This is a genomic window from Curtobacterium sp. VKM Ac-2852, from assembly GCF_013205045.1.
GTDB classification, from domain to species: domain Bacteria; phylum Actinomycetota; class Actinomycetes; order Actinomycetales; family Microbacteriaceae; genus Curtobacterium; species Curtobacterium flaccumfaciens.
The window spans coordinates 699,100-712,110 of sequence record NZ_JABMLI010000002.1 but is presented as its reverse complement, the minus strand read 5'-3'; the positions used below and the strand labels follow the sequence as shown (position 1 = coordinate 712,110).

Here is a 13,011-nt window from a genome sequence, read left to right as displayed (position 1 = left end):
CCGCCAGACGGCGGACCGTCTCCACCAGATGCTCACGCTCCCGTGAGCATGAGGCCACCAGCACTCGGTAGGGTGCTGGTGGCCTCGCTTCGTTCCGCGCGGCCCCACAGCGCGGAAACCCAAGCTCCATCCACCACCACGAAGGAATCCATTGAGACGCGCAAAGATCGTTTCGACGCTCGGACCGGCAACGTCGGACTACGAGACCGTCAAGGAGATCATCGAAGCGGGCGTCGACGTCGCCCGCCTCAACCTCAGCCACGGTGACTACAGCGTCCACGAGGCCAACTACGTCAACGTCCGTCGTGCCGCCGAAGAACTCGGCAAGCCCGTCGCGATCCTCGTCGACCTGCAGGGTCCGAAGATCCGTCTGGCACGCTTTGCCGACGGCCCGCACGACCTGGCGGTCGGTGACATCTTCACCATCACGACCGAGGACGTCCCCGGCTCGAAGGAGATCTGCGGCACGACGTTCAAGGGCCTGCCGCAGGACGTCAAGCCCGGTGACCCGCTGCTCATCGACGACGGCCGTGTCCGCCTCCGTGTCCTCGACACCGACGGCGTGCGGGTCCGCACCGAGGTCGTCGTCCCGGGCACGGTGTCCAACAACAAGGGCATCAACCTGCCCGGTGTCGCCGTCAACGTCCCCGCGCTGAGCGAGAAGGACGAGGCCGACCTGCGCTGGGCGATCCGCCAGGGCGCCGACCTCATCGCGCTGTCGTTCGTGCGCAACGCGAGCGACGTCGTGCGTGCCCACGAGATCATGGACGAAGAGGGCAAGCGCCTTCCGGTCATCGCCAAGGTCGAGAAGCCCCAGGCCGTCGACGCCCTCGAGGAGATCATCGACGCCTTCGACAGCATCATGGTCGCCCGCGGTGACCTCGGCGTCGAGCTCCCGCTCGAGGCCGTCCCGATCGTGCAGAAGCGCGCCGTCGAGCTGTCCCGCCGCATGGCGAAGCCGGTCATCGTGGCGACGCAGATGCTCGAGTCGATGATCTCGTCGCCGATCCCCACCCGCGCCGAGACGTCCGACGTCGCCAACGCCGTCCTCGACGGTGCCGACGCGGTCATGCTGTCCGGTGAGACGAGCGTCGGTGAGTACCCGGTGCAGACCGTCCGCACCATGGCGCGCATCGTCGAGTCCACCGAGGACCACGGGCTCGAGCGCATCGCCCCGCTCGGCACCAAGCCGCGCACCCTCGGCGGAGCGATCACCCTCGCCGCAGTCGAGATCGCCGAGTTCACCGAGGCGTCGTACCTCTGCGTCTTCACCGAGTCCGGCGACTCGGCCCGCCGCATGTCGCGCCTGCGCCACGGTCTGCCGATCATCGCCTTCACCCCGAACGAGGCCACGCGCCGCCGGATGGCCCTCACGTGGGGTGTCCGTTCGTTCCTGGTGGAGCGGAAGACCCACACCGACGAGCTCTTCTCGCAGGTGGACGACGTCCTCCTCGAGAACGGCCTGGCCGCCCCCGGCGACCGCGTCATCGTGACGGCCGGGTCCCCTCCCGGCATCGAGGGCTCGACGAACGACCTGCGCGTGCACCGGGTGGGCGACGCCCACGCCGAGGCCGCGCCGGCGTACGTCCGGGACTGATCCCGAGGGATCCGTCGCCACCAGGGCGCGGACTGGAGGCCCGGTGCGAGCAGCACCGACCGCTTCCGGTCCGCGCCCTGCCGCGTCTCCACGGCCCTGGTGGTGACCGGACGTCGGCCGCAGGCGGCAGGATGGTCGCTGTGAGCCTCCGATCCGACACCCCGGCGCCGCGCGCCGACGTCCGCCGCTGGCGTCGCTACCTGGCCGACGAACGTGCCGAGGCGGCTGTCTACCGCAACCTCGCCGCCCGCCGTTCCGGCGAGGAGCGCGAGATCCTCGCCGCGCTGGCCGAGGCCGAGGGACGGCACGCCGACCACTGGCTCGACCTGCTCGGCGACGACGTCGGCCGGCCGCGGCGGGGGAGCCTGCGCACCCGGGTGCTCGCCGTGCTGGCCAAGCGGTTCGGGTCGGTCTTCGTCCTCGCGCTCATGCAGCGCGCCGAGGACCGCTCGCCGTACGCCGACGACTCGGACGCGACCGCGCGGATGGCCGCCGACGAGCGGATCCACGGCGAGGTCGTGCGCGGGCTCGCGAACCGCGGCCGGATGCGGCTGTCCGGCACGTTCCGGGCGGCGGTGTTCGGCGCGAACGACGGCCTGGTGTCCAACCTGGCGCTCATCATCGGCATCAGCGCGTCCGGTGCCGACCGGCACTTCGTGCTGCTGAGCGGCATCGCCGGCCTGCTGGCCGGCGCCTTGTCGATGGGGGCGGGGGAGTACGTCTCCGTCCGGTCGCAGCGCGAGCTGCTCGAGGCGTCCGCGCCGCACCCCGAGGCCGGCAGGGCGGTGTCGGACCTCGACGTCGACGCGAACGAGCTCGCCCTGGTCTACCGGGCGCGCGGGATGTCCGAGGCCGAGGCGACCGAGCACGCCGCACAGGTGCTGTCCGGCATCGGTGAGCGGCGTCCGGCGACCGGTTCCACCGCGGTCACGGACGACCACGAGGCGGTCGGCACCGGCCTGAGCGCCGCGGTGTCGAGCTTCTGCTTCTTCGCGTCGGGCGCGATCATCCCGGTGCTGCCGTTCCTGTTCGGCATGGAGGGGTGGCCGGCGATCGCGGTGGCCGGCGGGCTGGTGGGCATCGCCCTGCTCGGCACCGGTGCCGTCGTCGGCGTGCTGAGCGGAGCGTCTCCCGGCAAGCGCGCCTTCCGGCAGCTCGCCATCGGGTTCGGTGCGGCGATCGTCACCTACGCACTCGGGCTGCTCTTCGGCACCGGGTCGGCCTAGCGGCGGACGGCGGCGCGCCGCGGCTACCGGCGGACGGCGGCCCGCGGCGGCAGGAGCAGCAGGGCCGCGGCCCCGACGACGATGAGCGCGATGCCCGCGAAGACCATGAAGACGGTGAGCGCGAGTCCGGGCGCGACGAGCACGACGATGCCCCCGATGATCGACAGCACGCCGCTGACGACGGTCGGGACGCGAGATGATCCCGGGTGGCCGACGAAGCCGCCGACGATCGCGGCGACCCCCTCGATCAGGAACCCGACCCCGGCGAGCACGGCGTAGACGACGAGCGGGATCGCCGGGTCGAGCAGCGTCACGAGCCCCGCGACCGCGACCAGGCCGCCGACGATGCCGGACGTCCACCGCCACACCGGGCGGGTGCCGTGGCCCCGCACCGCGGCGAAGACGCGCAGTGCCCCGGCCACGACGAGGTACACGCCGAACAGCAGCGCCACGAGCACGAGCGACGGGCGGGGCCAGACGATGGCCACGATGCCCAGTGCGATGGCGACGACGGCGGTGACGACGACGAACACCCGGAACGTCCTGACGGCACGAGAATCCACGAGCGCTCCTCCCTGATCGCCAGCGCTGGTGTCCAGCACGCTACCCGTCGGAGCCCCGGACCGTGCAACGACCTGCAACCCCCGCGGTCGTACCGTGCGGAGCAGGCGCGCGACCCGTGCGCCCCGACAGCGTCGTCGAAAGGGCACCACCATGACCATCGCACCCTCGCCCACCAGCTACGCCGCACCCGGCGAGCCCGGCTCCCTGGTCGAGTACCGCTCCCGGTACGACCACTTCATCGGCGGCGAGTACGTGCCGTCCGCCAGTGGGCAGTACTTCGAGAACCCGACGCCCGTCACGGGCAAGGTCTTCACCGAGGTCGCCCGCGGCGACTCGACGGACGTCGACCGCGCCGTCGCCGCCGGATGGAAGGCGTTCCCGGCCTGGGGCCGGACGAGCGCGGCCGAGCGCGCGGTCATCCTCAACAAGATCGCGGACCGCATGGAGGAGCACCTCGAGATGCTCGCCGTCGCCGAGACGTGGGAGAACGGCAAGCCGATCCGCGAGACCCTCGGCGCGGACATCCCGCTCGCCATCGACCACTTCCGGTACTTCGCCGGGGCGATCCGTGCGCAGGAGGGCTCCGCCGGCGAGATCGACCACGACACCGTGGCCTACCACTTCCACGAACCGCTCGGCGTCGTCGGGCAGATCATCCCGTGGAACTTCCCGATCCTGATGGCGGTGTGGAAGCTCGCACCGGCCCTCGCCGCCGGCAACTGCGTCGTGCTGAAGCCCGCCGAGCAGACCCCGGCGTCCATCCACGTGCTCGTCGAGCTCATCCGCGACCTGCTGCCCGCCGGAGTGCTCAACGTCGTCAACGGCTTCGGCATCGAGGTCGGCGCACCGCTCGCGCAGCACCCGGACATCCGGAAGATCGCCTTCACCGGGGAGACCACCACCGGGCGGCTGATCATGCAGTACGCCTCGCAGAGCCTCATCCCGGTGACGCTCGAGCTCGGCGGCAAGAGCCCGAACGTGTTCTTCCCCGACGTGGCGGCCGAGAAGGACTCGTTCTACGACAAGGCACTCGAGGGCTTCACGTTCTTCAACCTGAACCAGGGCGAGGTCTGCACGTGTCCGTCCCGGGCACTCGTGGCGAAGGAGATCTACGACGGGTTCGTCGCCGACGGCCTGGAACGGGTCCGTGCCGTCAAGCAGGGACACCCGCTCGACCTGTCGACGATGATCGGTGCCCAGGCGTCGAACGACCAGCTCGAGAAGATCCTGAGCTACATCGACATCGGCAAGCAGGAGGGTGCGACGCTCCTGACCGGTGGTGAACGCGCGGACCTGGGCGGCGAGCTCTCGGGCGGCTACTACGTCACCCCGACCGTGTTCGAGGGCGACAACTCGATGCGGATCTTCCAGGAGGAGATCTTCGGGCCCGTGCTCGCCCTGACGTCCTTCAGCGGCTACGACGACGCGATCGCCACGGCCAACGACACCCTGTACGGGCTCGGCGCCGGGGTGTGGAGCCGCGACGTCACGACCCTGTACCGCGCCGGACGTGACATCCAGGCCGGGCGGGTGTGGTCGAACACCTACCACCAGTACCCGGCGGGTGCGGCCTTCGGCGGCTACAAGCAGTCCGGCATCGGGCGCGAGAACCACAAGATGATGCTCGACCACTACCAGCAGACGAAGAACCTGCTCGTCTCCTACGCCGACGGACCGATGGGCTTCTTCTGATGCCCGACACCGCACGCGTCGCGGTGACGCCGGCGGCGGGGGAGCTCCTCGGCACCCTCACCGCCCGGCACGGCCCGCTGATGTTCCACCAGTCCGGCGGCTGCTGCGACGGCTCGAGCCCGATGTGCTACCCCGTCGGCATGTTCCGGACCGGCCCGGGGGACGTCCTGCTCGGCGCGTTGCGTGTCGACGGGCTGGACCCGGTCGAGGTCTACATGTCGGTGTCGCAGTTCGAGTACTGGAAGTACACGCACCTGACGATCGACGTCGTCGACGGTCGGGGCGGCGGTTTCTCGGTCGAGGTCCCGGAGGGCAAACGGTTCCTCACCCGGTCGCGGATGTTCGACGAGGCCGAGCTCGCCGATCTCGGCCTGGTCCCGCGGGTGGCCCGGACGTAGGCTGACCGGACGCGTCGCGACGGAGCGGCGGGCGGGGTCGATCGGAGGACGCATGCGCGCACCCGGTCGGCTCCGCCCGCTCGTCGCCGCGTCGTGGCAGCGGTCCGCCCGGGTCGACCCCGACGCCACCCCGGTCCTCGCCCTCGACGACGACGAACTCGACGCCGTACGGCACGACGGCCCCCTCGCCACCCTGCTGCCGGTGGTCCGTCGGCTGCTGCTCGAGGATTCCCGCTCGGCCGGGTGCGTTGTCGCCGTCGCGGACGCCGCGGGTCGTCTCGTCTGGGTCGACGGCGCCCGCTCCACGCGTCGCGCCGCCGAGGACATGGGCTTCGTCCCCGGAGCCGACTGGTCGGAGGACCGCGTCGGCACCAGCGCGCCCGGCACGGCACTGCGCCTGGACCGCCCGGTGCAGATCCGGTCCGACGAGCACTACGCGAACGCCGTCAAGCCGTTCTCCTGCACGGCCGTCCCGGTGCACGACGCGAGCGGCGCCACGGTCGGGGTGCTCGACCTGACGGGCGACGACCGAGCCGTCGAGCGGCACACGCTGTCGCTGCTCGCCGCCACGGTCGCCGCCGCCGAGGCCCAGCTGGCCCTGGCCGCGGTCCGCCCACGCGCGCGGACGCCGCGCGTGCCGTCGGCCGAGCTGACCGTGCTCGGGACCGACACCGCCGTGCTCCGGATCGCCGACCGACGGGTCGAGCTGTCCGCCCGGCACTCCGAACTGCTCGTCGTGCTCGCCGCGCACCCCGACGGCCTCGCGGCGACCGACCTCGCCGCCGCCGTCTACGGAGACCCGGGCTCGGTCGTCACCCTGCGCGCCGAGGTCGTCCGGCTCCGACGGTTCCTCGCGCAGCACGCGCCGGACGTGACCGTGACGTCGCGGCCGTACCGGGTGACCGGGGTCCGGACCGACGTCGACGGCGTGCTGTCCGCGCTCGAACGCGGGGCGCGCCTCCAGGCCGTCGACCGGTACGCCGGACCGGTCCTGCCGGGCTCCGCCGCACCCGGCGTCGACGCAGTCCGTGACCTGGTGCGGCTGCGGTTCCGCGAGTCGGTCGTCGCCGACGGCGGCGTCGACGCCCTGCTCGCGTGGGCACGCACCCCGGACGGTGCGACCGACGCGCTCGTGCTCCGCGCGCTGCTCGCGGTGCTGCCGCGGCGGTCGCCGCGACGGGCCGGTCTCGTGGCGGCGATCGAGGCGCTCGAGGGCTCCTGAGACGGTCGACGACGGGCCGGGAGGCGCGGGTCGGGCTGGTAGTGTTGGCCTCCTCGCGAGTGTGGTGGAATCGGCAGACACGGGGCACTCAAAATGCTCTGCCTCACGGCGTGCGGGTTCAAGTCCCGCCACTCGTACCAAGCACTCATCCGACTGATCGATCTGCGTGGTCTGGGATACGGCACTTCCGTCGTCTAGTAGGCTTTCGTCCGTGAGTGACACAGAAGCAACAGCACCAGCACCCCGTCGCGTCGTCGTCGCCGAGGACGAGTCGCTCATCCGCCTCGACATCGTGGAGATCCTCCGCGACAACGGGTTCGACGTGGTCGGTGAAGCCGGCGACGGTGAGACCGCCGTCCAGCTCGCGACCGACCTCCGCCCCGACCTCGTCGTGATGGACGTCAAGATGCCCCAGCTCGACGGCATCTCCGCAGCCGAGAAGCTGTCCAAGAACCACATCGCGCCCGTCGTCCTGCTGACCGCGTTCAGCCAGAAGGACCTCGTCGAGCGTGCCACCGAGGCCGGCGCGCTGGCCTACGTGGTCAAGCCCTTCACCCCGAACGACCTGCTCCCCGCGATCGAGATCGCCCTCTCGCGGTACCAGCAGATCATCACGCTCGAAGCCGAGGTCGCCGACCTCGTCGAGCGCTTCGAGACCCGCAAGCTCGTCGACCGCGCCAAGGGCCTGCTGAACGAGAAGATGGGCCTCACCGAGCCCGAGGCGTTCCGCTGGATCCAGAAGGCCTCGATGGACCGCCGCCTGACCATGCACGACGTCGCGAAGGCGATCATCGAGCAGCTCAGCGCCAAGAAGTAGTCCAGCGCTCCACCGTCGCTCACGGAACGCCGCCGGACCCCCTGGGGTCGGCGGCGTTCCTGCGTCCCGGGGCGGGGCGTGTGCCGCGACCACCTGGCAGGCTGGAGCCGTGGACGACGTGGTGATCCGGGCCTCCCGGCCTGACGACATGCCCGCGGTGGCCGACCTGCGGTGGCGGTGGAGCGTCGACGAGGACGGCCGCACGCCGGTGCAGACGCCGGACGAGTACCGCCGTGCGATGACGGGGTTCGCGGTCGACCACCGGGAGTCGCACCGGTGCGTCGTCGCCGAGCGGGACGGTGTGGTGCTCGGCATGGCGTGGCTGGCGGTCAACCCGCGACCGCCGGCGCCGCACGTCGACGGTGACCGGTTCGCCGCTGAGCTGCAGACGGTCTACGTGCACCCGGAGCTGCGCGGTTCCGGCGTCGCCGGACGGCTCGTCACGGCCCTGCTCGAGGTCGCCGACGAACTCGGCGTGGAGCGGACGTCGGTGCACTCGAGCGTGGACGGCGAGCGGCTCTACCGGAGGCTCGGGTTCGGCGACGCCCGCCTGTTGCTGCAGCGGCCGCCGGAGGACTGAGCCGTCGGTCCGTCGGTCAGCGACGCTCGCGGATCATGTTCGTGATCCGGACGGTGGAGCACCGGCGACCCTGGTCGTCGGTCAGGACGATCTCGTGGGTGGTGAGCGTGCCGCCCAGGTGGATCGCGGTGCACGTGCCCGTGACGATGCCGCTCGTGGCGCTCCGGGAGTGCGAGGCGCTGAGCTCGATGCCGACGGCGTAGCGGCCGGGCCCGGCGTGCACGTTCGCGGCCATCGAACCGAGGCTCTCCGCGAGGACGACGTAGGCACCGCCGTGCAGCAGGCCGACCGGCTGCCGGTTGCCCTCGACGGGGATCGAACCGACCGCCCGCTCGGCCGAGAGCTCGGTGATGACCATGCCCATCTTCTCGGCCAGCTCACCCATGCCGCGTTCGTCGATGCGGGGATCGATCGTGGTCGATGTGGTGTCGTCGGTCACGGTCTGCGTCGACCTTCCGTGTCAGCGGGCGTCGGTAGGCTGTCCGGGTGTCGGACTCCGCAAAGCCTACCCTCATGGTCATCGACGGCCACTCGCTCGCCTTCCGGGCCTTCTACGCGCTGCCGGTCGACAGCTTCGTGAACCGCGAGGGGCAGCACACGAACGCGATCCACGGCTTCATCTCGATGCTGCTGATGCTCCTGCAGCGCGAGAAGCCCACCCACCTGGCGGTGGCGTTCGACATCTCCCGGTTCTCGTTCCGAACCCGTGAGTACGCCGAGTACAAGGGCACCCGCTCCGAGACCCCGGCCGAGTTCAAGGGACAGATCCCGCTCCTGCAGCAGGCGCTCGAGGCGATGGGCATCACCACCGTCACGAAAGAGGACTACGAGGCCGACGACATCCTCGCGACGCTCTCCAAGCAGGGCGCCGACCAGGGCTTCACGGTCTACGTGGTCTCCGGTGACCGCGACTCGATCCAGCTCGTCAACGACGACGTCACGCTGCTCTACCCGTCGGTCCGCGGTGTCTCCGAACTCACCCGTTACGACCGCGACAAGGTCTACGAGCGGTACGGCATCGAGCCCCACCAGTACCCGGACATCGCGGCCCTGGTCGGCGAGACCAGCGACAACCTGATCGGCATCGACAAGGTCGGCGAGAAGACCGCGGTCAAGTGGGTGACGCAGTACGGGTCGCTCGACGGCGTCCTCGAGCACGCCGACGAGATCAAGGGCGTCGTCGGCAACAACCTGCGCGAGCAGCGGGACCGGGCGATCCGGAACCGCCGGCTCAACCGCCTGGTCACCGACGTCGAGCTGCCCGTCGGTCCCGCCGACGTCGCGCTCCGCCCGGTCGACGAGACCGCGGTGCGCGAGCTCTTCGCCAAGCTGCAGTTCCGCACGCTGCTCGACCGCGTCTTCAAGGTGGCCGGGTCGGGCGACCCCGCCGAGCCGGCGGCCGAGGGCACCGTCACCGACGGCGCGCCGACCCCGCCGCCCGTCAAGACCCTGATCGACGAAGAACTCGGCTACTGGCTCGAGCGCCGCAACGCGACCGAGGCGGCGAACGGCTACGGCGTCGCGGTCGAGGTCATCGACGGACGTCTCAGCGCCATCGGCATCGCGACCCACGACGACGCCGTGCTGGTGCCGGGCGGCAGCGGCGCGAAGGACTACGAGCAGCTCTCGGCCTGGTTCGCCTCCGACGCCCCGAAGCACTTCCACGACGCCAAGGCCGCCATCAAGGCGCTCGGCACCGCCGGCTTCGTCGTGAACGGCATCGCCGGCGACGCCCGGATCATGGGCTGGCTCGCGCAGCCCGGCAAGCAGGGGCAGCCGCTGTCCGACCTCGTCTACCAGGAGCTCGGCGAAGAACTGCCGACGGCCGACCCGAACCAGCTGGTCCCCGAGACCGACCCGGTCAACGTCGGGGTGCACGCGTGGTTCGTGCTCCGTGTCACCACGGCCCTGCGCGCCCGGATCGACGCGTCCTCGCTGCAGGTCCTCGACGACATCGAGCTGCCGCTCGTGTCGGTGCTGGCCGGCATGGAGACCATCGGTGTCGGCATCGACCGCCCGGTGCTCACCGGCCTGTCGAAGGAACTCGGGGAGCGCGCCGCCGAACTCGCGCAGCAGGCCTTCGCCGAGATCGGGCACGAGGTCAACCTCGGGTCGCCGAAGCAGCTGCAGGAAGTCCTGTTCACCGAGCTCGCGATGCCGAAGACCCGCAAGACCAAGACCGGGTTCTCGACCGACGCCGCGAGCCTGGCCGACCTGCAGGAACAGCACCCGCACCCGTTCCTCGGGCTCCTGCTGCAGCACCGCGACGCCACGAAGCTCCGGCAGATCGTCGACACGCTCGACGCCGCCGTGGTCGACGGGCGCATCCACACCCGCTACGAGCAGACCGGTACGAGCACCGGCCGGGTCTCGTCGACCGACCCGAACCTGCAGAACATCCCGGTGAAGACGGCCGTCGGTCGCCGGATCCGGTCGGCGTTCGCGGTCGCCGAGCCGTACACGACGCTCGTGACCGCCGACTACTCGCAGATCGAGATGCGGATCATGGCGCACCTCTCCGGCGATCCGGGGCTCATCCAGGCCTTCAACGAGGGCGAGGACCTGCATCGCTTCGTCGGCGCCCGGGTGTTCGGCGTCGACCCGTCCGAGGTCTCCAACGAGATGCGCACCAAGGTCAAGGCGATGTCCTACGGCCTGGCCTACGGGTTGAGTGCCTTCGGTCTGTCGAAGCAGCTGCGCATCGAGCAGTCCGAGGCCCGCACCCTGATGACCGAGTACTTCGCCCGCTTCGGTGCGGTGCGCGACTACCTGCGCAACGTCGTCGAGCAGGCGCGCGAGGACGGCTACACCGAGACGATCTTCGGTCGCCGTCGCCCGTTCCCCGACCTGAAGAGCCCGAACCGGGTCCTGCGTGAGAACGCCGAACGCGCCGCGCTGAACGCCCCGATCCAGGGTTCGGCCGCCGACATCATCAAGATCGCGATGCTCGGGGTCGCCGACGACCTGCGCGAGGGCGAGCTGCAGTCCCACCTGCTGCTCCAGGTGCACGACGAGCTCATCCTCGAGGTCGCGCCCGGTGAGCAGGAGCGTGTGGAGGAGATCCTCCGCACCCGGATGGGCAGCGCTGCCGAGCTGAGCGTCCCGCTCGACGTCTCGGTCGGCGTGGGCCCGAACTGGGAGAGCGCCGCCCACTGACCCGGGCGGCCCGGGGGTCCTGCCGACCCGGGGGTCGGTAGGGTCGGGGCATGAGCGAAGAGCGTCCTGTCCGCCAGCCGTCCGCCGTCGACCGCGTCGCCGAGGACTGGGTCACCACCCTCGTCGACCTCGACCCGACGACCGCCACGTACATCGGCGTCCCGGGGCGCACGGGGGAGTACGGCGACACCTCGCCCGCCGGTGCCGCCGCGATGGCCGAGGCGGCGCGCGGTGCGAAGCGTGCGCTCGACGCCGCTCCCGCCGTCGACTCCGTGGACCAGGTGACGAAGGCCGACCTCGGCGCCGAGCTGGACCTGGTGCAGGAGTCGTACGAGCGCAAGCTGCACCTCCGCGACCTCAACGTCATCGCGAGCCCGGCGCAGTCGGTCCGCGAGATCATCGACCTGATGCCGACCGCGACCGAGGGCGACTGGCAGGACATCGCGAGCCGGCTGCACGCGCTGCCGGACGCCCTCGAGGGCATCCGCGAGACCCTGCTCGAGGGCACCCGCGAAGACGTCACCCCGGCCAAGCGCCAGGTCGCCCTGGTCGCCGAGCAGGCAGCGCGGAACGGCGCCGAGGACGGCTTCTTCGCGCGCCTCGCCGACGGCGCCGCGTTCGACGACGGTTCGCCGGTGCCGGACACGCTCCGCGCCGAGCTCACCCGCGGAGCCCAGGTCGCCTCGGCCGCGTACCGCTCGCTCGGGCAGTTCCTGGAGCACGAGCTGCTGCCGCTCGCCACCCCCGTGGACGCCGTCGGTCGCGAGGCCTACGAGCTGCACTCGCGCCGGTTCCTCGGCGCGGTCGTCGACCTCGACGAGACGTACGAGTGGGGCCTCGAGGAACTCGCGCGCATGCGGGACGAGCAGGAGCGCATCGCCGACCGCATCGAGTCCGGCGCGAGCGTTGCCCGGGCGATCGAGGTGCTCGACACCGACCCGTCCCGGATCCTGCACGGAACCGACGCGCTGCAGCGGTGGATGCAGGAGACGAGTGACGCGTCGATCGCCGCGATGGCCGGGACCTACTTCGACATCCCGGACCCGATCCGTCGCCTGGAGTGCCGGATCGCCCCCACGCAGGAGGGCGGCATCTACTACAGCGGCCCCTCCGACGACTTCTCCCGTGCCGGACGCATGTGGTGGTCGGTGCCCGAGGGCGTCACCGAGTTCGGCACCTGGCGCGAGAAGACGACGGTTTACCACGAGGGCGTCCCCGGACACCACCTGCAGATCAGCCAGGGCGTCTACAACCGCGGCGAGCTGAACACCTGGCGCCGGCAGCTGTCCGGGTCCTCCGGGCACGTCGAGGGCTGGGCCCTGTACGCCGAGCGGCTGATGGAGCAGCTCGGGTTCCTCGACGACGACGGTGACCGGCTCGGCATGCTCGACGGGCAGCGGATGCGTGCGGCCCGCGTCGTGCTCGACATCGGCGTGCACCTGCAGAAGACGAACCCCGACGGCGGCGGCTGGACGTGGGAGTACGCGCTCGACTTCATGGGGCAGAACGTCAACATGGACCCGGCGTTCGTCCGGTTCGAGGTCGCGCGGTACTTCGGGTGGCCGGGGCAGGCACCCTCGTACAAGGTCGGCCAGCGCGTCTGGGAGTCCATCCGCGACGAGGTCGCCGCGCGCGAGGGAGCCGACTTCGACCTGAAGGCGTTCCACCACCGGGCGCTCTCGCTCGGCAGCATCGGCCTCGACACCCTCCGGACCGCGCTGGTCGGGTGACGCGCCGTCGACACGCCCGGTTGTGGGGC

Annotated in this window: 11 protein-coding genes and 1 tRNA gene; 10 read left to right on the top strand and 2 right to left on the bottom strand. The window is 71.2% G+C overall.

Annotated elements, in window-relative coordinates:
• Positions 1–151 precede the first annotated feature (151 nt).
• Both pyk and HQQ79_RS09800 read left to right on the top strand, forming a co-directional pair.
• On the top strand, positions 152–1,597 hold the full coding sequence (pyk, locus tag HQQ79_RS09805) for a pyruvate kinase (protein WP_017887208.1): 1,446 nt from the start codon (positions 152–154) through the stop codon (positions 1,595–1,597).
• Positions 1,598–1,737: 140 nt separating this feature from the next.
• On the top strand, positions 1,738–2,823 hold the full coding sequence (locus tag HQQ79_RS09800; RefSeq protein ID WP_367948083.1) for a VIT1/CCC1 transporter family protein: 1,086 nt from the start codon (positions 1,738–1,740) through the stop codon (positions 2,821–2,823).
• A gap of 23 nt (positions 2,824–2,846) precedes the next feature.
• Here HQQ79_RS09800 and HQQ79_RS09795 read toward each other — a convergent pair whose 3' ends face one another.
• Positions 2,847–3,386 carry an HdeD family acid-resistance protein gene (locus HQQ79_RS09795; protein WP_173033968.1) on the bottom strand — a complete coding sequence of 180 codons (540 nt, stop codon included), beginning with the start codon at positions 3,384–3,386 and terminating at the stop codon, positions 2,847–2,849.
• Positions 3,387–3,537: 151 nt separating this feature from the next.
• Here HQQ79_RS09795 and HQQ79_RS09790 point away from each other — a divergent pair, with 151 nt between their 5' ends.
• The 6 genes from HQQ79_RS09790 (at position 3,538) to HQQ79_RS09765 (ending at position 8,096) form a co-directional block, all read left to right on the top strand.
• Complete coding sequence (locus HQQ79_RS09790; RefSeq protein WP_027465714.1) at positions 3,538–5,079, top strand: aldehyde dehydrogenase family protein; 1,542 nt, start codon at positions 3,538–3,540, stop codon at positions 5,077–5,079.
• Positions 5,079–5,477, top strand: a complete 399-nt coding sequence (locus HQQ79_RS09785; RefSeq protein WP_173033966.1) for a DUF779 domain-containing protein — start codon at positions 5,079–5,081, stop codon at positions 5,475–5,477. Before HQQ79_RS09790 ends, HQQ79_RS09785 begins: the two co-directional genes overlap by 1 nt.
• Before the next feature lie 52 nt (positions 5,478–5,529).
• Complete coding sequence (locus HQQ79_RS09780; RefSeq protein ID WP_173033964.1) at positions 5,530–6,699, top strand: helix-turn-helix domain-containing protein; 1,170 nt, start codon at positions 5,530–5,532, stop codon at positions 6,697–6,699.
• A 55-nt stretch (positions 6,700–6,754) separates the two neighbouring features.
• A tRNA-Leu gene (locus HQQ79_RS09775) sits at positions 6,755–6,839 on the top strand.
• A 71-nt stretch (positions 6,840–6,910) separates the two neighbouring features.
• Positions 6,911–7,516: an ANTAR domain-containing response regulator gene (locus HQQ79_RS09770; RefSeq protein ID WP_017887240.1), complete on the top strand. Its 606-nt coding sequence runs from the start codon at positions 6,911–6,913 to the stop codon at positions 7,514–7,516.
• A gap of 109 nt (positions 7,517–7,625) precedes the next feature.
• A complete protein-coding gene (locus HQQ79_RS09765; RefSeq protein WP_173033956.1) occupies positions 7,626–8,096 on the top strand; it encodes a GNAT family N-acetyltransferase in 471 nt (156 codons plus the stop codon).
• A 16-nt stretch (positions 8,097–8,112) separates the two neighbouring features.
• Here the strand turns inward: HQQ79_RS09765 and HQQ79_RS09760 are convergent, their stop codons facing one another.
• Positions 8,113–8,481: a PaaI family thioesterase gene (locus HQQ79_RS09760; RefSeq protein ID WP_051596794.1), complete on the bottom strand. Its 369-nt coding sequence runs from the start codon at positions 8,479–8,481 to the stop codon at positions 8,113–8,115.
• Positions 8,482–8,582: 101 nt separating this feature from the next.
• Here HQQ79_RS09760 and polA point away from each other — a divergent pair, with 101 nt between their 5' ends.
• Positions 8,583–11,252, top strand: coding sequence for a DNA polymerase I (polA, locus tag HQQ79_RS09755; RefSeq protein ID WP_173033954.1), 2,670 nt, complete (start codon positions 8,583–8,585; stop codon positions 11,250–11,252).
• A gap of 50 nt (positions 11,253–11,302) precedes the next feature.
• On the top strand, positions 11,303–12,982 hold the full coding sequence (locus HQQ79_RS09750) for a DUF885 domain-containing protein (RefSeq protein WP_173033952.1): 1,680 nt from the start codon (positions 11,303–11,305) through the stop codon (positions 12,980–12,982).
• Positions 12,983–13,011: the final 29 nt, after the last annotated feature.